The organism is Blastococcus sp. SYSU D00695 (assembly GCF_054050555.1).
The window spans coordinates 1-20,063 of record NZ_JBJGZP010000022.1; the positions used below are offsets into that span (position 1 = coordinate 1).

Here is a 20,063-nt window from a genome sequence, read left to right on the forward strand (position 1 = left end):
ATCGGCGATCTCGGCGGCATGAGGCGCTGATGCCGACGAGATCGCCGATCTCGGCGGCATGAGGCGCTGATGCCGACGAGATCGCCGATCTCGGCGGACGGGGAGGGGGCAGAGGCGGCGGACGGGGAGGGGGCGGACGGGCGGCGGCAGGGGGCGGGAGCGGGGGACCGGGCAGCCGAGCCCGCCGCCGGTGCGCGTGGTCTGATCAGAGGCAGCGTTCCCGACGAGGAAGAGGTGTGCCCGTGGCCGAGTCCGGCTCCGGTGAGGTCCAGCTCGAGGTCGACGGCGCGGTGGCCGTGGTGACGCTGAACGCGCCCGAGCGGCGCAACGCGCTCTCCCCGGCGATGGCCCGCGAGCTGATCGGGGTGTTCGACGAGGTCGACGCCCGCCCCGAGATCGGCGCGCTCGTCGTCACCGCCGTCGGGAAGTCGTTCTGCGCGGGCGCCGACGTCGGCACGCTGCAGGCCGCCGGGGAGGACCCGGCCCGGCCCGACCTGTACGACGACATGTCCGCGGTCTACGACTCCTTCTACCGGCTCGGCCAGGTGCGGGTGCCCACAATCGCGGCGGTGCGCGGCTCGGCGGTCGGCGCCGGCATGAACATGCTGCTGGCCACGGACCTGCGCGTCGTGGCCACCGACGCGCGGCTGCTGGCCGGCTTCCTCCGGCGCGGCATGCACCCCGGCGGCGGGCACTTCGTGATCCTGTCCCGGCTGATCGGCCGCGAGGCCGCGGCGGCGATGGTGCTGTTCGGCGAGGAGATCAACGGCACCCGGGCCGCGGAGCTGGGGCTGGCCTGGGAGGCGCTGGACGCCGACGCCGTCGAGCCGCGGGCCCGCGAGCTGGCCGCCCGCGTCGCCGCCGACCCGGAGCTGGCGCGGGTGACGGTGGGCAACTTCCGCAAGGAGACCGCGACCGCGGTCTCGTGGGAGATCGCCACCCAGTTCGAGCGGCCGGCGCAGATGTGGTCGATGCGCCGCCAGGCGTCCGGCCGCTAGACCTCCCGCGGCCGGCCGCCCCCCGGGGCATCCGGCCGCGTGCGCCGCGCCACGCCCCCGGGGCGTTCCGGTGCCGCCGCCGGCTGCCGATGAGGAGGCCGAGGCGGCGGAACGACCCCCGTCGCCCAGGGGGTGCGAGCAGGCATGGCGAGACGACGGCGGATCGGCGATTCCCTGGCGACGCTGGGCGGCGCCCGGGCCGAGCTGCTGGAGGCGGCGCCCGGGGCGCGGCCGCGGTTCGTCGCGCTCGGCGGGGTGCTGCTGAGCACCGGCGGGCTGGCCGTGCTCTCGATGGCGTTCGCGGTCGCCATGGCGCTGGGCGTGTGGTGGCCGGTGGCGCTGCTGATCGGCCTCGGCTGGGGCTTCGTCGTCGTCAACCTGGACCGCATGCTGCTGGTCGGCATGGCGCACGACGCGTCGGTGGGGCGCAACATCGCCCTCGCCGTCCCGCGCCTGGGGTTGGCGCTGGTGCTCGGCGTGGTCATCGCGACCCCGCTGACGCTGCAGGTCTTCCACAAGGAGATCGACACCGAGATCGTGACGATGCAGGCCGAGGCGGCCGACGCCTACCGCACGTCGCTGGAGTCCGACGCCCGGTTCGCGGGCCTGCCGGAGCTGACCGAGCAGGTGGCCCTCGAGGAGCAGATCGTCGCCACCGGCGGCGCCGCCGACCCGGCGCTGGCCGGCGTCCAGGCCGACGTCGCCGCCAAGCAGGCGGCGCTGGACCAGGCCGTGGCCAGCCAGCGCGACCTGCAGGCCCGCGCCCAGTGCGAGCTGGACGGCACCTGCGGGACCGGCGAGGCCGGCTCGGGGAGGGCGTACCAGTCGGCGCGGGCCGCCGCCGACGCCGCCGCCGGCGGGGTGTCGGCCGCGCAGACCGCCCTGGACGACGCCCGCGCCACCGCCGCCGACGCCGAGCAGCGCAGCCTCGCGCTGGCGCAGACCGCGCTCGCCACCGACTCCGAGACGCTGGCCCGGCTGACCGCCGACCAGGACCGGCTTCAGGCGCAGTTCGACGCCACCAACGGCGGGTCGGGCGGCATCCTGCTGCGGCTGGAGGCGCTGGACCGGCTCAGCGACCGCAACACCACGCTGTGGGCGGCCAAGACGATGCTGTCGCTGCTGTTCCTCTGCGTCGAGATGCTGCCGGTGCTGGTCAAGCTGCTGCTGAACTTCGGCCCGCCGACCGCCTACGACGAGCTGGCAGCGCTGCGCGACCGCGGCGACGTGGAGATCGAGGAGCTGCAGAAGCAGTCCCGGTTCGAGGTCGCCCAGGCGCAGGAGGAGCTCCTGGTGCTGGCCGAGAAGGAACGGGTCGACCGGCAGAAGCAGGCGATCCTGGCCCGCCGGCGGGCGGCGCTGTCCTCGGCGGTGCAGCAGGCCGCCGCCGTCCAGGCGCCGGCACCCGCCCCGGCGGCGGACCCCGCACCGGCCCAGGCGGAGGACCCGCTGCGCGCGCTGTGGGACACCGGCCCGATCCGCCTGGCCCGCAGCGCGGCCCGGTCGGTGCGCACCGCCCGCCGCCGTCCCGAGGTCCAGGTCTGACCGGGGCTCCCGGCCGGTGAGGTCCGGCCGGGGTGGATGGACGCCGTCGCGACCCCGTCGGTAGTTTCCCGGGACAACCTCACCTGTGACGCGCGCCACCGGCGTGCCGTCCGGAGCCCCCCAGGAGCGCAGCGTGGCGCAACGACCGGCGGACGAGCCCCTCGACGCCTCCCGCGACCGCGTGCGCGCGTGGCCCGCCGAGCACGGGGAGCCGGCGGTCGACGGCGACGTGCCCGTCCGCGCGCTCCGGGTCGAGAGCGGGCGCTCGTGACCCGCGCGACGCAGACGGCGGTCGTGGTCCCGGCGCTCTGGGCCGGCGGCGGCACGGGGCGGCCGCTGCCGTCCCCGGCCGCGCCGGTGGCCACGTCCGGCCAGGCCGGGGCGGCCCGGCCCCGCCGGGGGACGGCGGTGGCCGAGGACCTGCGGACGTCGGTGCGCGCCTTCCTGGAGGCGGCGGTCCCGGAGGCGCGGGTGCGCCGGATCACGGAGTCCCCGTCGGGCTTCGACGCGGCGCTGTGGGCGCGGCTGTCGGGAGAGCTGGGGCTGACCGGGCTGGTCGTGCCGGAGCGGTTCGGCGGGTCCGGGGCGGGGTTCGCCGAGCTGGGCGTCGTCCTCGAGGAGACCGGGCGGGTGCTGCTGCCGGCGCCGTACCTGTCGACCGCCGTCCTGGCGGTGCAGGCGCTGCTGCTGTCGGGGGACGAGGCCGCGGAGGCGGCGTACCTGCCGGGGATCGCCGACGGGTCGCTGCGGGTGGCGGTCGGCGGGGTGGTCGGCCCGCCGGCGTGCGAGGCCGTGGCCGGGACGCGCGGCTGGCTGGTGGACGGGTCGGCCGGCGGCGTCGTGGACGCCGCAGGCGCCGACGTGCTGCTGGTGTTCGCCTCCTGCGCGGGCGGCTCGTCGCTGTTCGCCGTCGAAGCCGCGGCCGGCGGGCTGTTCCGGACGCCGCTGCGCACGCTGGACCCCACCCGCCGGCAGGCGCGGGTGGAGCTGCACGCGACGCCCGGCACGCTGGTGGGGGAGCAGGGCGACGGCGACCGGGTGCGGGCCGCCCTGCTGGACCGGGCGCTGGCCGCGCTGGCCGCCGAGCAGCTCGGGGGCGCGCGGCGGGTGCTGGAGACGGCCGTCGCGCACGCGGGCACCCGGCACCAGGTCGGCCGGCCGATCGGCTCGTCCCCGGCGGTCGAGCAGCGGTGCGCCGACCTGCTGGTCGACGTCGAGCGGATGGCCGTGGCGGCCGACGCGGCCCTGGCGGCGGTCGACTCCGGCGCCGCCGTCCTGCCCGTGGCCGCTCGGGTCGCGGCGTCGTTCTGCGGGGACGCCTACGCCGCGACGGCGGCGGCGTGCATCGCGGTCCACGGGGGCATCGGGGTCACCGGGGAGCACCCGGCACACTCGTACTACCGGCGCGCGAGCAGCTCACGGCTGCTCTTCGGGTCGCCGGCCGAACATCGGGAGGCATTGGTGAGGTTGGTGGTGGACGGTCGTGGCTGACAACCGGTTCCCGGTCGAAGCCGGGCACGTGCTCATGTTCCGCCGGGCGATCGGGGACCCGGCGGCCGCTTACGACCCGGAGGCGCTGGCGCCGCCGACGTTCACGGTGGCCGCGTCGCAGTTCGAGCCGCAGCACTCGCTGCGCCCCACGCCGGGTGAGCCGTGGTTCGGGTCGGGCCGCACGCCCAGCGGGACCGCGGGGTCCGGCGGCTCGTCCGAGGGCGGCGCGTCCGAGGGCCCGGCCGAGTCGACGCTGCACGCCGAGCAGCACTTCACCTACCACCGGCCGGTGCGCGCCGGGGACGTGCTGACCGCGACCAGCCGGCCCGGTGAGACGTGGACCAAGGAGGGCAAGCGCGGCGGGACGCTGCGGTTCTCCGAGTACGTCACCGAGTTCCGCGACGCCGACGGGGAGCTCGTCGTGACCTCCCGCGGGGTCTCCGTGACCCCGTCCCAGCCGCCCGTGGGAGGGCAGGGCTGATGGCGCTGCGCAGGGGTGACGTCGAGGTGGGCGCCTCGCGGCAGGTGACCGTCGTCGACGACCTGACCCGCACCCAGATCGTCATGTACGCCGGTGCGAGCGGGGACTACAACCCGATCCACACCGACGAGGTGTTCTCGACCCAGGCCGCCGGGTTCCCGTCGGTGTTCGCGCACGGGATGCTGACGATGGGCATGACCGGCCGCGCGCTCACCGACTGGGTGGGCGAGGGGCAGCTGCTGACCTACGGCGTGCAGTTCCGCGGGCAGGTCTGGCCGGGCGACACCCTGGTCACGACCATGACCGTGACCGCGGTGCACGACGACTCGGTGGACCTGGAGGTCCGCACGACCAACCAGGACGGCCGGGACGTCGTCGTCGGCACCGCGTCGGCCCGGCTGGAGTCCTAGACCAGTTCGGGCACCCGCAGGGAGGACAGGACGACGTCGGTCTCGGCGACGTCCAGAACCCGTGCGCCGACCGCCCCGGTGATCTCCTCGCGCATCACCCGGGTGCGGTCGCGCACGGCCTCCATGGCCACGCGGCTGTGGAAGGTCACGGTGCTGACCGCCCGGTCGCGGTGCCGGTCGACCAGGAGGCTGAGGCTGCAGAAGTTCGGCAGCTCCTCCAGCCGGGGCAGCAGGAGCGCGCGGTAGGCGTCGAGGAACCGGTCCAGCTGCCCGGCGTCCACGGCCACCCAGGTGACCCGCGCGGCGCCCCGGTCGTGCATCGCGCGCTCGCGGTGCACGACGGCGACCTCCCACTCGTGCACCTCCAGCTCGGCGCCGAAGGCGTTCACCAGGCGGTCGCGCATCGGGTGCACCAGGGCGGCGCTGGCGTGCATGGCCTCCTCGGTCTCCCAGGCGGAGGTGGCGATGGACCGGCCGGTGTCGCGGTCGACGAGCAGCGACAACCCGGTGCAGCCGGGCATCTGCCGGACCGCGGGCAGCGCCTCCTCGCGCATGTAGGCGATGCCGGCGTCGATGGCGGCGGTGAGGCCGCGGATGGTGGTGGACCGGGCGTACATGGTGCTCCCCTCCCCGGCGGCGACACCCCGCCGTGCGACCAGCGTCCTCGTGTCCGGCGGGTCCGGCCAGAGGGGCGCACGCGGTGGGTGGCCGCGCACGCCCGGCCTCGCGCGGCGGCCCGCGCAGCGGCGGGTCGACGCGTCGGCGAGGGGACTCGGGGACTCGTGGACGAGTCGACACGTCGCCAGGTCGACGGCACCGCGGCGATGAGCCGGGCCGGCGACGCCGGTCTGCACTCCCGTCCCGTCCCCTTTCCCGAGGAGCCCCCGTGACCGCCACCTACACCTGGGACGTCTTCTGCAGCCTCGACGGCTTCGGCTCCTACGGGGCGGACGGCGACTGGGGCGGCTACTGGGGAAAGCAGGGGCCGGAGTTCCTCGACCGCCGCCTGGCCCAGTACGCCGAGGACCAGCGGCTGGTCCTCGGCGCGACCACCTTCCGGGAGTTCGTGCACTTCCTCGGGGCGGCGCCGGGGATCTCCGAGGCCGACGACCCGATCAACCACCGGATGAAGCACATGCCGACCACGGTGGTGTCGACGACGCTGACCGGGCCGCTCGACTGGCCCGACGCGACGCTCGAGCGTGGGGACGCCGTCGACGTCGTCGCCCGGCTGAGGCAGGAGTCCGCGGTGCCGTTGCGCTCGCACGGCAGCCTGGCGATGAACCGGTCGCTGATGGCCGCCGGGCTGGTCGACCGCATCCAGCTGACCGTCTTCCCGGTCATCACCGGCCGGACCGGCACGGACCCGGTCTTCGCCGGCGCAGCGGACTTCGACCTGGAGCTGCTGGACAGCCGGACGCTGGACGGCCGCATCCAGGAGCTCGTCTACCGGCCGACCCTGCACGGCTGAGGGCGGCTCACCGCAGCACCCAGGCCCGGTTGGCGCCGTCGGCCCGGCAGACGCCGGTGACCACGAGGGTGTCGCCGTCGGCGGACAGGGCGGTGGCGCCGAGGCTGCCGAAGCCCTCGCACAGCGCCGTCCCGCCGCCCAGCTCACCGGTGCGCAGGTCGACGCTCGCCACCCGGGCCTCCTCCTGCAGCGCGGCCAGCGGCACGAGGGCGGAGTGGCCGGCGGGGTCGACGGCGAGGTCGAGGCCGGAGTCCGCGGCACGGCCGAGGTCGACCTCCCGGTCGACGTCCCGCCCGCGGACGGTGAGCAGGCGGGCGGAGTCGGCCGTGGCGAGGGTGACGACGGCGGTCCCGTCGGCGGTGAGCTGCACTTCCGCGGGGCGGGTGGCCTCCTTCGGGAGGAACCGGACCGGGGGACCCTCTGGCCGCAGGTCGGCGTCGACGCGGGCGAGCGCGGTGCCCTGCCCGCCGTCGGTGGCGAGCAGCGCGGCGACGGCGCCGTCGGCGCCCACGGCGATGCGGGTGACGGTGCCGGGGTCGTCGCCCTCGACCGCGGGGACCTCCCCGGTGGCGCGGACGGCCCCGGTGACCGGGTCGACGGCGAGCAGCCGGCGGTCGGCCGCCGCGACGACGAGCGTGGAGCCGTCGGGGGAGAGGGCGGCCGCGACCGTGTCAGGTGCGCGGCCCAGCGCGACGGCCGCCGTGCCGGCGGTGAGCTCGAGCGTGCCGGTGGCCCGGTCCACGCCGACCACCCGGGGGGTGCCGTCGGGGGTGACCACGAGCTCGGCACCGGGCCCCGGCGCCTCGAGGGGCGTGACGGTGCCGATCCGCGGCGCGTCGTCGCGGATGACGATCTCGACGAGCGCCCCGCCGTCGCCGGTGGCCAGCAGCGCGACCGCTCCGCCGCCGGGCCGGGCGGCGAGGGCGGCCATGCGGGCGTCGGCGCCCACGGCGGCGTCCAGGTCGACGCTGCCGGCGACCGACCCGAGCCGCCCGTCGGGAGCCGGCTCGCCGTCGCCGGCGGTGCGGGTGCACGCGGTGGCCAGGGCGAGGCCGAGCGCGGCGACGAGGGCGAGGAGCACCGCGGGCACGGCGGTGCGGGCGCGGGCGGCCACGGCCCCCTCCTCGGTCGGTGGGTGCTCCCGACCATCCCACCGCCGCTCACAGGAAGCCGCACTCGCGGAACGCGTCGCGCTCCCAGACGACCAGTGCCAGCTCGGCGAACTGGGGGCCGCCCGGCCCGGTGAAGGCCACCAGCACGGCGAAGGCCCCGCGCCCCTCCGACGGCACCGGCTGCACCCCGGCGACGGTCGCGCGGAAGAGCTCGTCCTGGTCGATGCCGCGCGCCTGGTCGGCGGCCTCGCGCAGGTAGCGGTCGCGCGGTCCCCGCTCCCGCTGCTGCTCCCGGCACATCAGCTCCCACGACGTCTCGGCGTCGCCGGCACGGGCAGCGTCGAAGACGGCGTCCACCGCGGCCTGCGGGGTGAGGGGGCGCACCGCCGCGCCCCGGACGAGCCACCACCCCGCGGTCCCGGCCGCGAGCAGCGCGGCGACCAGCAGCACGGCCACCGCCGCCGCCACGCGGGCTCGCGGTCCGCGCGGGGAGATCGGTGGGGCGGAGGCGGGCGCGGACACGGGCACGGAGGTGGTCATGGGCGCACCGTGGCACCCCGGACCGATGCCGCCGGGCGTTGTCCACAGGCGCCGGGGCCCGGACGGGCGGCTGTGGACGGCGCCGGGCCGGACCGCCGCGCGTGGTTAGCCTCGGCTGGTGCTCGAGGAGCTGCCCGTCCTGCTCGCCGAGGCGGTGGTCCGCCGCTCGGTCGGCGAGGACGCCCACCGGCGCGGGGTCGCCTATGCGCGCGAGGGCCGCGTGTTCGACCTGGAGTGGCGGCCCGGCGGTCTGGAGGGCGGCGCCGACGTCGCCGGCAGCGGTGGGCTGCTCTACCACGTGTTCGCGCGCTACGACCGCGCCGCCAGCCGGTGGCGGGGCGCGTGCAGCTGCCCGGTCGCCGTCGACTGCAAGCACGTCGCGGCGATGCTGGTCGCCGCCCGGGAGGCCGGCCCGATCGCCGTCGACCCGTACGGGCCGCCGATCGCCGTCCCCGCGCCGCTCCCCACCTGGGAGCGGCTGCTCACCGACCTCGTCGCGGCGCCGGGCGCCCGGCCACTGGTGCCGATGGGCGTGCAGTTCCGGGTGGAGGAGCCGCCGGGCAGGCCGCCGTCGATCCGGCTGCAGCCGGTGGTCCCGGGCGCCCGGGCGAGGTGGGTCCGCTCGGGCGTCTCCTGGCGGAACCTGCCGCACGAGCGGCAGACCAACCGCGACCCGGCGCACGTGGCCGCGCTGCTGGAGCTGTACGAGGCCTCCCGGGCGCGCGGGCAGACCTCCTGGTACGGCCCCGCGGCGGAGCCCGCGGTCCTGCTCGCGGAGTTCGGTCCGGGGCTGTGGCCGGCGCTGCGACGGGCGGTCGACGACGGCGTGACGCTGCTGACCAAGCCGGGGGATCCGGTGCGGCTGCTGCCCGAGCCGGGCGAGGTCGTCGTCGACGTGCACGACGACGGGATGGGCGGCCTGCGCCTCGAGCCGGTCGTGCGGCTGGCCGACGGCGCGACCGTGCCCGCCGCGGACCTAGTGCTCCTCGGCGATCCCGTGCACGGGGCGGCGCTGACGCCCGACGCCGGCGGGCTCGTCCTCAGTGCGCTGGCGCAGGTGCCGCGCGGGGTGCAGAAGCTGCTGGCGGCGCGGGTCGTGCGGGTGCCCGCCGCCGACCGCGAGCGGTTCCTCGCCGGCTTCTACCCGGCGCTGCACCGCGCACTGCCGGTGCGCTCGACGTCGGTGGAGCTGCCCGAGGTGCTGCCGCCGCTGCTGGGCCTCGCGGTGGAGCACGCGCCCGGCCACCGGGCGGCGCTGACCTGGTCGGTGCTGTACCGGACAGGGGCGGAGGTCCGCCGGGTGCCGCTGCTGCGCGGCACGGGCGTCGTCCCGGACACCGGGCGCGACCGGGCGGCCGAGGACCGGCTGCTGCGCGCGCTCCCGCCGCCACCGGAGCGGCTGGCGCGGCTGTGGCGGGGGAGCCCCGCGAGGCCGGTGCCGGCGGTGGAGATGTCGGGGGTGGACGCCGCCGTCCTCACCGCCGAGTACCTGCCGCGGCTGGCCGAGGCCGGGGTGGTGGTGGAGCAGAGCGGCGAGCCCCCGGACTACCGCCGGGCCGACGGCGCGCCGGTGGTGCGGGTGTCGGCCACCGACGCCGCCGACGGCGACTGGTTCGACCTCGGCGTCACGGTGACCGTCGACGACGAGGAGATCCCCTTCTATCTGCTGTTCGCCGCGCTCGCGCAGGGCGAGGAGTTCCTGCTGCTGCCCAGCGGCACGTGGGTCGACGTCCGGCGGCCGGAGCTGGACCGGCTGCGGGCGCTCATCGAGGAGGCCCGGTCGCTGCAGGAGACCGACCGGCCCGGGATGCGGATCACCCGCTACCAGGCGGGGCTCTGGGAGGAGCTCGTCGAGCTGGGCGTGGTGGAGGAGCAGAGCGCGCGGTGGCAGCGCGACGTCGGCCGGCTGCTGCAGGCCGGGGACGTGCCACCGCCGGCGGCACCCGCGTCGCTGGCCGCGGAGCTGCGGCCCTACCAGCTGGAGGGCTACCAGTGGCTGGCGACGCTGTGGGACCTCGGCCTGGGCGGCGTGCTGGCCGACGACATGGGGCTGGGCAAGACGCTGCAGACGCTGGCGGTGCTGTGCCGGGCGCAGGAGGCCGGCGAGCTGACCGCGCCGGTGCTCGTGGTCGCGCCGACCAGCGTGGTGTCGAACTGGGCGCGGGAGGCGGCGCGGTTCGCTCCCGGGCTCCGGGTCGCCACGGTGACCGGCCGCCGGCGGGGGACCCCGCTCGCCTCGGCGGTGGGGGGCGCGGACGTCGTCGTCACGTCGTACGCGCTGCTGCGGCTCGGGGAGGCCGACTTCCGCGAGCTGCCGTGGAGCGGGCTGGTGCTCGACGAGGCGCAGTTCGTGAAGAACCACCAGGCCAAGACGTACGCCGCGGCGCGCCGGCTGCCCGCGCGGTTCAAGCTGGCGATCACCGGGACGCCGGTGGAGAACGACCTGATGGACCTGTGGTCGATGCTGTCGATCGTCGCGCCGGGGCTGTTCCCGCACCCGAAGCGGTTCGCCGAGCAGTACCGGGTGCCGATCGAGCGCGTCGGCGACGCCGCGGCGCTGGCCGCGCTGCGGCGGCGGGTCCGGCCGCTGATGCGCCGGCGGACCAAGGAGCAGGTGGCCGCGGACCTGCCGCCGAAGCAGGAGCAGGTGCTGGAGGTGGCCCTGGAGCCCCGGCACCGCAAGGTCTACGACACGCACCTGCAGCGGGAGCGGCGCAAGGTGCTGGGCCTGGTCGACGACCTGGACCGCAACCGCTTCACCATCTTCCGGTCGCTGACCCTGCTGCGGCAGCTGGCGCTGGACCCGGTGCTGGTGGACGAGGCCTACGCCGGGATCGGGTCGAGCAAGGCCGACGCGTTCCTGGAGCACCTGCGGGAGGTCGTCGCCGAGGGGCACCGCGCCCTGGTGTTCAGCTCGTTCACCGGGTTCCTGGGGACGGTGCGGTCCCGGCTCGACGCCGAGGGGCTGCCGCACGCCTACCTGGACGGGTCGACGCGGGACCGGGACGCGGCCGTGGCCTCCTTCCGGTCGGGTGAGGTGCCGGTGTTCCTGATCAGCCTCAAGGCCGGCGGGTCGGGGCTGAACCTGACCGAGGCCGACTACGTGTTCGTGCTCGACCCGTGGTGGAACCCGGCCGCGGAGGCGCAGGCGATCGACCGGGCGCACCGGATCGGGCAGGACAAGACGGTGATGGTCTACCGGCTGGTCGCCGCGGACACGATCGAGCAGAAGGTGCTGGCCCTGCAGGAGCGCAAGCGCGACCTGTTCGCCCGGGTGGTGGACGGCGAGGACGGCGCGCTGACTGGCCCTTTGACCGCCGACGACATCCGCGGCCTGTTCAGCTGACGGTTACCGGCCCCGCGTTGGTGTCGACGAGCGCCAGCCCCTCGGTCTGCCAGGCGGCGAGCAGGTCACGGTCACCGGCGGCGGCGACCAGTTCCGCGTCGGCGGCCAGCAGCGCCGCCGCGCAGTGCACCGCGTCGTAGCCACGCAGGGAGTGGGTCCGCGCGAGCGAGGCCGCGCGCCGGACCAGCGGCTCGTCCACCGGGAGGACGGTCACCTGGTCCCAGATCAGGTCGAGCCGCTCCAGGGCCTGGTCCTCCTGGTCGCCGGTCATGCGGCCCAGCCGGGTGGCCTGGGCGAGGGCCGCGGCCGCCTCGACGTACCCGAGGCGGCTGCAGACGACGTCGGCAGCGGCGTCCCACACGGCCCGGCAGGTGGCGCTGGACGGCTCCTCGATCACCAGCGGGACGATCGCGGAGGTGTCGAGGTAGGCGATCACCTGCGCTGGTCGGCCACCAGGTCGCTGACCGGACCCTGCGCGCGCACGGGCTCCGGCAGCGGGCCCTTGCGGCGCTGCGGGGGCTGGACGACTCCCTCGGCGATCAGGCGCTCGAGGGCCGTCGGCTGGTCGACGGGGACGAGGCGCGCGACCGGCCTGCCGTGGTCGGTCACCGTCACGGTGCTCCCGGTGCGGACCTCGGCGAGGTACCGGCTCAGGCCGTCGCGGAGTTCACGCACACCCACCGTGCTCACGGTTCCTCCTGTGGCCACAATGCTGGAGTCGAGTGTAGCCACGGAAGCGTGTTCTGGGGCTCGCTCGACGGGCCGGGGCATCAGGCCGGCCACGCCCGCCGGGGCACGACGCAGACCGCCGTCCGCCCGTTCCCGACGTGCAGGCTGCAGTCCAGGCCGGCGCGGTCGCGCAGGACGGCCTCGACCGCCGAGGACCAGGCGTGGTCGTCGGGGGAGAGACCGGCCGGACCGGGCCGCTCCAGCAGCATCGCCAGGTGCAGCTCGCCCGGGTCGACGTCCTCGCCGTCGGCGACCGTCTCGTGCGCGACGGCGAGGTGGGCCAGGACCTCGCGGTCGGGCTCGATCGGCACGTCGTCGATCGGCATGAGCAGCGGGACCATCGTGCCGTCGGGGCGCAGCCACGTCAGCCACAGCGAGCGGCGCGAGGGCGGTCCGTCGAGCTGCAGCAGCGCGCGCCAGCGCTCGGTCAGCTCGCGGTCGCTGGTGGTGCGGACGTCGGGGTGCGGTCGGGTCGACATGGCAGGGGACTCTGGCCGATCCGGGCGACCGCCGTGCCCGTTGTCCACAGGCCGCCGAGGGCCCCTACTCGCCGCGGCGTCGCACGATCTCGGCAATCCAGACCGGCGCGTACGGCGACGTGCAGTTCGGCGGCGTCGGGTAGTCCTCCAGCACCCGCAGGCGCTCGCCGATCGCGACGGCGCGGGCGCGGTGCTCGGCGTGCTCGATGCCGATCGTGGCCAGGCAGGTGTTCATCGCCCACTGCAGGCGGTCCGGGGCGTCCTGCATCTCCGCCTCGATCACGTCGAGCAGGCCGGGCAGGTCGAGGCCGTCGGGCCGTTTCGCGACGCGTTCGGTGGTCAGCGCCCAGCCGGCGCTCGCGACGACCGGGTCGGGGTCGGCGAGCCAGGCGACCCGCAGGTCCTCGGCGTGCGGGCTCTTCTTCACCACGTAGCTGACGAGCCAGTCGTGCACCTTCGGGGTCCGGGACGAGCGCAGCATCGCGTCCAGCTCGTCGCGGTCGAACGCCTTCGGCCGGCAGATCAGGAGCGCCAGCAGCCGCGCCGCGGTGTCGTCGGTGGCCCAGAGGTCGCGGGCGAGGTCCTGCTGGGTCTTCAGTCGCTTGGCGACGGCGCGCAGCCGGCCGAGGTTCACCCCGTGGTCGTCGCCGTGCCGGGCGTTGACCTCGCGGATGCGCGGGTCCTCGAGCCCGGCCAGCTCGGCCAGCAGCTCGGGCGCCGTCGCGGCGGTCACCACGGGCTCGTCGGCTGGAGGACGGCCTCGGTGAGCGCCTGCGTGCGGAACCTCGTGAACTGCTGGTACTCGGGGTCGGCGACCATCCGGCTGAACGCCTCGCGGCTCGGGTAGCGGACGAGCAGGACGGCGTCCCAGTCCTGCCCGGCCTCGGCCACCAGCGGGGTGGCGCCGTTGCCGGCGTAGACGACCTCGCCGCCGTAGCGGGGGAGGAACGTGCCCTCGAGCGCCGCCGCGTAGGTGGCGTAGGAGGCGCGGCCGCCGTCGGCGAAGCGCAGCAGGTTGAGCATGACGACGGGTCCGCCCGGGTCCTCGTCGAGGAACTGCTTGAGGTCGGCGCCGCGGGGGTCGATGGCCATGGCTCCCGACGCTAGCGCCCGCCGATCAGCCAGGCCCGTCAGCTCCGGCCGACGAGGACGGCGACGTCACGGGCGGCGTCGCACGAGCCGAGGACGGCCAGCGACGCGCCGTCCGGGGTGAGGGCGGCGGTGTCGAAGCCGTAGCCGCCGTCCTCGCACAGGTCGACGGTGGTCACCTCGCCGGTGGCCAGCTCGAGGACGGAGACCACCGCGGCGCCGTCGTCCGTCTCGTGCGGCAGGTAGGCGTACTGGCCGGCGGCGTCGACGGCGACGGCCCGCGGCGCCTGCTCGGCCTCGTCGAGGGCGGCGAGCTCGGTGACCGCGCCGTCGGCGACGCGGAGGACGGTGGCGCCGGGGCCCGGTCGGAGGGGCTCGACGGTGACGACGGCGGAGCCGTCCCGGGTCAGCGAGAGCGCGCCGGCCACGGTCTCCTCGGCCGGCCGCAGCTCGGTGTCGCTCAGCTGCCGCAGGTCCGCGTCGAAGGTGACCAGCCGCGAGGAGTACACGTCGTCCGGGGTGCGGATCCCCAGCAGGACGGTGAGGGTGCCGTCGGCGGTGACGTCCAGGCCGAGGGCCCGGCCGCCCACCGGCAGGTCGACCGAGCCCGTGGTCTCGCCGGTGGCCAGGTCGACGGCGAGCAGCTGCCCGACGCGCGGCACGGTGGAGTCGATGATCGGGTCGACGTAGACGGTCGAGCCGTCGGGGGAGAGGGCCGACGCGAGGTAGTCGGCGTTCAGGTCCGGGTCGATGACCTCGGGCTCGTCGGCGCCGGGTGGCAGCACGAGGATCCGCGGGCCGTACTCGGGGCCCTTCTCGACGATGCCGGTGATCACGACGGTGCCGTCGTCGGTGAGGTGCAGGTCGGCGAACCAGTCGAGGGTCGGCAGCTCGCGGACGTTGCCCGTCGCCAGCCCGTCCGGGCCGGGGACGAGGTCGACGAGGAAGGTGTCGACGACGTTGGTCCGGCTCTCGGGGCCGATCAGCGCGGTGAGGTGGCCGTCGGGGTGGGCGACGACGTCGATCGGGAACGGCGGGTTGCCGACCACCTCCTCGATGTCGGCCTCGCCGAGGACCTGGGTGAGCGGTCCGGTCGGCCGCTCCTCGGGCGTGCCGTCGACGCTGGTCGTGCAGGCGGCGAGGGCGGCCCCGGTGGCGAGCGCGGTGGCGGTGAGCAGGGCGGTGCGAGCGCGGGCGGGCACGGTGGAGGACTCCTGGGTCGGCTGGCGGAGGCCGGTTTCTACCGTGCGGCGGCCCGCGGCGATACGGATCGGCGCGCGGGCGGTCGGCCGGCTCAGCCGCGGCCGAGGAGGACGGCGAGCGGGCGGCCGCTGCCGCAGGAGCCGAGGAGGGTGAGCGTCGCGCCGTCCGCGGCGAGGGTGAGGACGTCGAAGCCGGCGCTGTCGGCGCACAGGTCGACGTCGGTGACCTCGCCGGTGGCGAGCGCGACGACCGCGACCACCGCGTCGCCGTCCGCGGTGACGTACGGCAGGTAGGCGTAGCGGCCGGCGGGGTCGACGGCGGCGGCCCGCGGCGCGCGCCCGGCGTCGTCGAGGGTGGCGATCTCGGTCGGCCGGCCGTCCACGACCCGCAGCACGGTGGCTCGCTCCGGGGGGCCGGTGCCGACGCTGACGACGGCGACGCCGTCCGGGGTGACCGCGAGCGCGGCCCCGAGGTCGGCCGGGGGCAGCGCGGTGTCGGTGCGCGGGCGCAGCGCGGCGTCGAAGGTGGCGAGCCGCAGGGGAGCGGTGCCGTCGGGGGCGGCGACCTCGACGAGTGCGGTGACGGTGCCGTCGGGCGTGACGGCCAGGTCCCGCGCCCGGCTGCCGGGCGGCAGCGCGAACCAGTCCGTGCGCCCACGGGAGAGGACGCGGACGGCGAACAGCCGGGACTCCTGCGGCCGGGTGGTGGGGGTCGCGTTGACGTACAGGTACGTGCCGTCGGGGGAGAGGGCCGACTCGAGCTCGTCGGTGGGCATGCCCCAGGCGGCGAACTCGGGTTCGCCGGCGCCGGGCTCGAGCACCAGGATGCGCGGACCCCGTTCGGTGCCCTGCTGGAGCACGCCCGCGACCACGGCGGTGCCGTCGGGGGCGACGTGCAGCTCGGCGGACCGGTCCAGGGCCGGCAGCTCGCGGACCGGTCCTGCCTCCGGCCCGTCCGCGCCGGGGAGCAGGTCGACGAGGACGGTGTCGACGCCGCCGGTCGGGCCCGCCGGGCGGACGAGTGCGGTCAGGTGCCCGTCGGGGGCGGCGGCGAGGTCGATCGGGACGGCGCCGGTGCCCACCACCGCCGCGAGGTCGAGCTGGCCGAGGACCTGGGTGAGCGGGCCGTCCGACCGCCCCGCGACGGTGCCGTCGACGGTCGTGGTGCACGCGGCGAGGACGCTCGTCGCGGCGAGGCCGGCGACGGCGGTGCGGACGCGGCGGGCGGACACGGAGGTGGTCACCCCCGATCGGCTGGCTGCCCCGTTTGTACGCCGCGGGGCGGTCGGGCGGCGTCGTGCGGGACGCGTGATCCGGCCGACGGCGGGGTGCCGGTGCGCCGAGGGCGGATCGGGCCGCGGGCGTCCTAGCGTTGCCCGCGGCGGGGCCCTCCCGTCGCGTCGTCCCCCTCGGTCAGGAGCGTGCTGGTGCAGTCCCGTCCTCCGTCGCGCCCCGCCTCCCGCGGCGGGCGGGCGCGATGGCTCGGCTCGGCCGTGGCCACCGGCTTCCTGCTCAGCGTCGGGGTGGCGTGCGTGACGGACGGCGCCCCTTCCTCCCCGCCGACCGCGACGCCGGCCGGCGTGTGGCCGCTGACCGGCGTGGACGCGGCCGGGGCCGACACCGCGCGGCCGGCGCTGGCGGTGAAGGTGGAGAACTCACCGGCCGCCCGCCCGCAGACGGGGCTCGACGCCGCGGACGTGGTGTGGGAGGAGGTCGTGGAGGGCGGGATCAGCCGCTACGTGGCGGTGTACCAGTCGACGCTGCCGCCGGCGGTCGGGCCGGTGCGCTCCATCCGCCCGATGGACGCCCCGATCGCGGCGCCGCTGCACGGGCTGATGGCCTTCTCCGGGGGACAGGCGCCGTTCGTGCAGGCGGTGACCGCGGCGGGGCTGCAGGACGTCAGCTCCGACGCCGGCGCCGGCGGCTACTCCCGCGCGTCCGGCCGGGAGGCGCCGCACAACCTGTACGTCGACCCGGCCGCGCTGCTGGGCCAGGCCGACGACGCGCACCGGGCGGCGCCGCCGCCGCAGTTCGGCTTCTCGCCGGAGCCGACCGCGCCGGCATCCGGCACGGAAGCCGGCGCGCTGGACCTGACGCTGTCGCCGGTGGCGCGGCCGCGGTGGACCTGGAGCGCCGACGAGGCCGCGTGGCTGCGGTCGGAGGGGTCGACGCCGGCGGTGGACGGCGACGGCGCCCGGCTGCGGGCCACGAACGTGGTGGTGCTGCGCGTGGACGTGGTCGACACCGAGTTCACCGACAGCGTCGGCGCGGCCGTGCCGGAGACGGTGATGGTCGGCGACGGGGACGCGGTCGTCGCCACCGGCGGGCACACGGTGGAGGCGTCGTGGTCGAAGGCGTCGGTGGGGGAGCCCGTCGTCCTCACGCTGGACGGCTCCCCCGTGACGCTGGCGCCGGGGACCACGTGGGTGGAGCTGGTGCCCACCCGGACCGGCGCCGTCGCCGTCGACTGACGCCGCCGACCTGCTGCGGGCCGGGGACGCGGTCAGACCGTCTCGGGTACCCGGAGGTGGGCCAGGGCGACGTCCATCTCGGCCACGTCGAGCACCGTGGCGCCGAACGTGCCCGTGAACCCCTCGCGCAGGGCGCGGGCCTGCTCGCGGGTGGCCTCCAGGGCCGCGCGGCTGTCGAAGGAGACCGTGCCGACCAGCCGGCCGCCGGCCCGGTCGACCAGCAGGCTGACGCTGCAGAAGCCGGGCAGCTCCTCGAGCTTCGGCATCAGGCGGGTGCGGTAGCCCTCGAGGAACGGCTCCAGGGGACCGTCGAGGTGGGCCCAGGTGAGCCGCGCGGCCCCGCCGTCGTGGAGGGTGTGCTCGCGGTGCAGGACGTCGATCTCCCATTCCCGGACCTCCGGCTCGCCGCCGAAGGTGGCGACCAGCCGTTCGCGCATCGGGTGCACGAGCGGGGCGCTGGCGCGCATGGCCGCCTCGTCCGCCCAGGCCGAGGTCGCGATGCAGCGGCCGGTGTCGCGGTCGACGAGCAGGGAGAGCCCGGTGCAGGCGTGCATCTGCTGGATGGCCGGCATGGCCTCTTCCCGCATGTAGGTGATGCCGGCGTCGATGGCCGCGGTGCTCGCGTTGATGGTGGTGGATCGGGCGTACATGGCGGGGCCGCTCCTCTCCGGTCGGCGGCGACGCCCCGGCGGCACCGCCGCGCGGCTCCAGCGTCCTCGCCGGTGCTGCCCGGCGGAAGGGGGACGCTCAGACCGTCTCGGGGACGCGCAGGTGCGCGAGCGCGAGGTCCATCTCGTGCACCTCGACGATCTTGGCGCCCATGGCCTGGCGAACTGCTCGCGCAGTAGCCGGACGTACCAGCGCATAGGGCGAGCGCGTCGCGGGTCTGGAAGCTGGTCACGCTGACGGTGCGGCCGGAGGTGGGGACATGTCCTTGCGGGGAAGTCCTGTCGGGCCGCTGGTGTCACTTTAAGGGCAATTCTGGGACGCCTCGATCACCGATATTGATTCGCGTGACGGGCCTTGAGGACCTGTCTGCGCGGATGCGGGAGTCCACCGATGCCCGGGACTGAGGCCGCTTCCACGACGTGAGATCGCTGATGCTCGCGCTCGCCGGGGAAGTGGCCGAGCTGATGCGGTGGCTGCCGCCTGACGAATGTGCTGAACGATGAGCTGACAGCGCGATTCGGCGACGAGTTGGCTGACGTGCTGCTTCACCTCGTAGGCCTGGCGGATGTGGCTGGCATCGACCTTGGGGGCGCTGCACCGATCAGGCTGGCGCGCGATGAGGAACGTTTCCCGGCTGACGCATGTCAAGGAGCTGCACCAGCGCGGCACGCCTCCGTGATTCTGGCTCGGAGGAAGACTCGACGCTCGAACGTCAAGTGCAACGGAGCGCCTGGCCTACGGTGCCTGCAGGCCTCGGAGGCGCTGCGCGACTGCATGCCAATCGGGCTCCTCGCTCAAGTGACTCCAGGAGAACCGAAGTGCTCCGGCGACTTCGTCTTCAGCAAGGCCCATAGCGAGGAGGACATGGCTGGGCTCGTAGCTCTGCGAGGTGCACGCTGACCCGTTGGACACGGCCACCAGGTCCTTGAGCGCCACGATGGCCGCTTCAGAGTCAACCCCTGGAACGGAGAAGTTCAGGGTCTGCGGCAGTGACTGGTCTGACACGCCGTGAATCGAGACGCCCAAGGGGGAAAGTGCCTGCAGCGCCCGTTCCTTGATCTCCTGACAACGCGCCCGACGCCGCTCGGCCTCCTGCAACGCCAAGCGGGACGCCGTGCCCAGGCCAGCGATGAGCGCCACGGGCAGGGTGCCGGGGCGCAACCCGCGCTCCTGACCGCCGCCGTACATCAGGGGTTCCAGGGGTGCTCGCTTGAAACCGCGCCGTCGGGCGACCAGGGCGCCGATGCCCTTCGGGGCGTAAAGCTTGTGCCCTGAGATGGAAAGCAGGTCGATGCGCCGGTTCTGTAGCGGCTGAATGACCTTGCCGAAGGCCTGGGCGGCATCGACATGCAGGAACGCTTCGTGACCGTCGAGTGCGGCGGCAATCTCGTTGATCGGCTGGATGACGCCGGTCTCGTTGTTGGCCGCCATGACGGAGACGAGCAACGTGTCCGGCCGCAGGGCGGCGTGAACGGCCGCCGCGGCGACACGCCCGTCGGCCGCTGGGGGCAGCAGTGTGACGTCGAAGCCGCGGCCGCGTAGTACCCCCAGCGGTTCCAGCACTGCCTTGTGCTCAAGCTGTGTGCTGACGATGTGCTTGCGACGGCTGCGCTCGCCATGGGCAGCCAGTCCGAGGATGGCGAGGTTGTCGCTCTCGGTCGCGCCGCTGGTGAAGATGACCTCGTCGGGCTGGGCGCCGACCACGGCGGCCACCTCCTCCCGGGCGCGCTTGACGCGCTCCTTGGCGCTCTGGCCGTAGCTATGGGTGCGGCTGCCGGCGTTGCCGTACTCCTTGGCCAGGTAGTGCATGACCTCGGCTAGGACGGCCGGTTCAACGGGCGCGGTGGCGTTGCAGTCGAGGTAGACGGGGCGCTCGGAGCCGGTCGCCGCGGCCTCGTCTCCGGTCCTGTCAGCGGTCGCGGTTACCGTCGTCATGGTCGAGACGGTACGTCAGCCGGACGACGAACGTTAGGACACGCCGAGGCGCTGTACGGATCCTTGCGTCCGTACAGCACGAAGGGTAGACACCG

The 20,063-nt window shown here is 75.7% G+C and carries 21 protein-coding genes; 9 read left to right on the plus strand and 12 right to left on the minus strand.

The genetic code is table 11. The features are described from left to right. The first annotated feature begins 242 nt into the window (after positions 1-242). From ACI781_RS14480 to ACI781_RS14505, 6 genes are all read left to right on the plus strand, one after another. A complete protein-coding gene (locus ACI781_RS14480; protein ID WP_456566812.1) occupies positions 243-998 on the plus strand; it encodes an enoyl-CoA hydratase/isomerase family protein in 756 nt (251 codons plus the stop codon). A gap of 144 nt (positions 999-1,142) precedes the next feature. Further along, positions 1,143-2,543 carry a DUF4407 domain-containing protein gene (locus tag ACI781_RS14485; RefSeq protein ID WP_456566813.1) on the plus strand — a complete coding sequence of 467 codons (1,401 nt, stop codon included), beginning with the start codon at positions 1,143-1,145 and terminating at the stop codon, positions 2,541-2,543. Between the two features lie 133 nt (positions 2,544-2,676). Further along, positions 2,677-2,814 carry a hypothetical protein gene (locus tag ACI781_RS14490; RefSeq protein ID WP_456566814.1) on the plus strand — a complete coding sequence of 46 codons (138 nt, stop codon included), beginning with the start codon at positions 2,677-2,679 and terminating at the stop codon, positions 2,812-2,814. Next, positions 2,811-4,034, plus strand: coding sequence for an acyl-CoA dehydrogenase family protein (locus ACI781_RS14495; RefSeq protein WP_456566815.1), 1,224 nt, complete (start codon positions 2,811-2,813; stop codon positions 4,032-4,034). The genes ACI781_RS14490 and ACI781_RS14495 overlap by 4 nt, the downstream gene beginning before the upstream one ends. Further along, positions 4,027-4,515: an FAS1-like dehydratase domain-containing protein gene (locus tag ACI781_RS14500; protein ID WP_456566816.1), complete on the plus strand. Its 489-nt coding sequence runs from the start codon at positions 4,027-4,029 to the stop codon at positions 4,513-4,515. Before ACI781_RS14495 ends, ACI781_RS14500 begins: the two co-directional genes overlap by 8 nt. After that, positions 4,515-4,925 carry a MaoC/PaaZ C-terminal domain-containing protein gene (locus ACI781_RS14505; RefSeq protein ID WP_456566817.1) on the plus strand — a complete coding sequence of 137 codons (411 nt, stop codon included), beginning with the start codon at positions 4,515-4,517 and terminating at the stop codon, positions 4,923-4,925. The genes ACI781_RS14500 and ACI781_RS14505 overlap by 1 nt, the downstream gene beginning before the upstream one ends. On the opposite strand, the gene ACI781_RS14510 is transcribed toward ACI781_RS14505, so the two are convergent. Continuing rightward, positions 4,922-5,542 (minus strand): antibiotic biosynthesis monooxygenase, encoded by a 621-nt coding sequence (locus tag ACI781_RS14510; protein ID WP_456566818.1) that lies wholly within the window; start codon positions 5,540-5,542, stop codon positions 4,922-4,924. The two genes, ACI781_RS14505 and ACI781_RS14510, sit on opposite strands and share 4 nt — an antisense overlap. Before the next feature lie 269 nt (positions 5,543-5,811). Between ACI781_RS14510 and ACI781_RS14515 the strand changes: the two genes are divergently transcribed. Continuing rightward, positions 5,812-6,396 (plus strand): dihydrofolate reductase family protein, encoded by a 585-nt coding sequence (locus tag ACI781_RS14515; RefSeq protein WP_456566819.1) that lies wholly within the window; start codon positions 5,812-5,814, stop codon positions 6,394-6,396. A 7-nt stretch (positions 6,397-6,403) separates the two neighbouring features. On the opposite strand, the gene ACI781_RS14520 is transcribed toward ACI781_RS14515, so the two are convergent. Then, positions 6,404-7,510, minus strand: a complete 1,107-nt coding sequence (locus ACI781_RS14520; protein WP_456566820.1) for a hypothetical protein — start codon at positions 7,508-7,510, stop codon at positions 6,404-6,406. 46 nt (positions 7,511-7,556) lie between these two features. Next, positions 7,557-8,048, minus strand: a complete 492-nt coding sequence (locus ACI781_RS14525; protein ID WP_456566821.1) for a hypothetical protein — start codon at positions 8,046-8,048, stop codon at positions 7,557-7,559. A 118-nt stretch (positions 8,049-8,166) separates the two neighbouring features. Here ACI781_RS14525 and ACI781_RS14530 point away from each other — a divergent pair, with 118 nt between their 5' ends. Beyond that, positions 8,167-11,394 carry an SNF2-related protein gene (locus tag ACI781_RS14530; protein ID WP_456566822.1) on the plus strand — a complete coding sequence of 1,076 codons (3,228 nt, stop codon included), beginning with the start codon at positions 8,167-8,169 and terminating at the stop codon, positions 11,392-11,394. Here ACI781_RS14530 and ACI781_RS14535 read toward each other — a convergent pair. From ACI781_RS14535 to ACI781_RS14565, 7 genes are all read right to left on the minus strand, one after another. After that, positions 11,387-11,830, minus strand: coding sequence for a type II toxin-antitoxin system VapC family toxin (locus ACI781_RS14535; protein WP_456566823.1), 444 nt, complete (start codon positions 11,828-11,830; stop codon positions 11,387-11,389). The genes ACI781_RS14530 and ACI781_RS14535 overlap by 8 nt on opposite strands. After that, the gene (locus ACI781_RS14540; protein ID WP_456566824.1) at positions 11,827-12,084 is read right to left on the minus strand and encodes a type II toxin-antitoxin system Phd/YefM family antitoxin; all 258 of its coding nucleotides are present in this window, start codon (positions 12,082-12,084) and stop codon (positions 11,827-11,829) included. The genes ACI781_RS14535 and ACI781_RS14540 overlap by 4 nt, the downstream gene beginning before the upstream one ends. A gap of 80 nt (positions 12,085-12,164) precedes the next feature. Further along, complete coding sequence (locus ACI781_RS14545) at positions 12,165-12,602, minus strand: hypothetical protein (protein WP_456566825.1); 438 nt, start codon at positions 12,600-12,602, stop codon at positions 12,165-12,167. Between the two features lie 64 nt (positions 12,603-12,666). Beyond that, positions 12,667-13,335: a DNA alkylation repair protein gene (locus tag ACI781_RS14550; protein ID WP_456566826.1), complete on the minus strand. Its 669-nt coding sequence runs from the start codon at positions 13,333-13,335 to the stop codon at positions 12,667-12,669. Next, positions 13,332-13,694: a DUF1330 domain-containing protein gene (locus ACI781_RS14555; protein ID WP_456566827.1), complete on the minus strand. Its 363-nt coding sequence runs from the start codon at positions 13,692-13,694 to the stop codon at positions 13,332-13,334. Before ACI781_RS14555 ends, ACI781_RS14550 begins: the two co-directional genes overlap by 4 nt. Positions 13,695-13,732: 38 nt before the next feature. Further along, positions 13,733-14,893: a hypothetical protein gene (locus ACI781_RS14560; protein ID WP_456566828.1), complete on the minus strand. Its 1,161-nt coding sequence runs from the start codon at positions 14,891-14,893 to the stop codon at positions 13,733-13,735. Between the two features lie 92 nt (positions 14,894-14,985). Next, entirely contained in the window at positions 14,986-16,137 is a 1,152-nt protein-coding gene (locus ACI781_RS14565) for a hypothetical protein (protein ID WP_456566829.1), read from the minus strand. Between the two features lie 183 nt (positions 16,138-16,320). On the opposite strand from ACI781_RS14565, the gene ACI781_RS14570 reads away from it, so the two are divergent. Then, positions 16,321-17,364, plus strand: a complete 1,044-nt coding sequence (locus ACI781_RS14570; RefSeq protein WP_456566830.1) for a DUF3048 domain-containing protein — start codon at positions 16,321-16,323, stop codon at positions 17,362-17,364. Positions 17,365-17,396: 32 nt separating this feature from the next. On the opposite strand, the gene ACI781_RS14575 is transcribed toward ACI781_RS14570, so the two are convergent. Further along, positions 17,397-18,014, minus strand: coding sequence for a hypothetical protein (locus ACI781_RS14575; RefSeq protein ID WP_456566831.1), 618 nt, complete (start codon positions 18,012-18,014; stop codon positions 17,397-17,399). 754 nt (positions 18,015-18,768) lie between these two features. Then, a complete protein-coding gene (dndA, locus tag ACI781_RS14580) occupies positions 18,769-19,968 on the minus strand; it encodes a cysteine desulfurase DndA (protein WP_456566832.1) in 1,200 nt (399 codons plus the stop codon). Between the last annotated feature and the right edge of the window lie 95 nt (positions 19,969-20,063).

Bases quoted from the DNA above. Each gene is read 5' to 3' on its own strand.
- ACI781_RS14525 (WP_456566821.1), bottom strand. From the start codon at position 8,048: ATGACCACCTCCGTGCCCGTGTCCGCGCCCGCCTCCGCCCCACCGATC.
- ACI781_RS14505 (WP_456566817.1), top strand. From the start codon at position 4,515: ATGGCGCTGCGCAGGGGTGACGTCGAGGTGGGCGCCTCGCGGCAGGTG.
- ACI781_RS14545 (WP_456566825.1), bottom strand. From the start codon at position 12,602: ATGTCGACCCGACCGCACCCCGACGTCCGCACCACCAGCGACCGCGAG.
- ACI781_RS14485 (WP_456566813.1), top strand. From the start codon at position 1,143: ATGGCGAGACGACGGCGGATCGGCGATTCCCTGGCGACGCTGGGCGGC.
- ACI781_RS14555 (WP_456566827.1), bottom strand. From the start codon at position 13,694: ATGGCCATCGACCCCCGCGGCGCCGACCTCAAGCAGTTCCTCGACGAG.
- ACI781_RS14575 (WP_456566831.1), bottom strand. From the start codon at position 18,014: ATGTACGCCCGATCCACCACCATCAACGCGAGCACCGCGGCCATCGAC.
- dndA (WP_456566832.1), bottom strand. From the start codon at position 19,968: ATGACGACGGTAACCGCGACCGCTGACAGGACCGGAGACGAGGCCGCG.
- ACI781_RS14510 (WP_456566818.1), bottom strand. From the start codon at position 5,542: ATGTACGCCCGGTCCACCACCATCCGCGGCCTCACCGCCGCCATCGAC.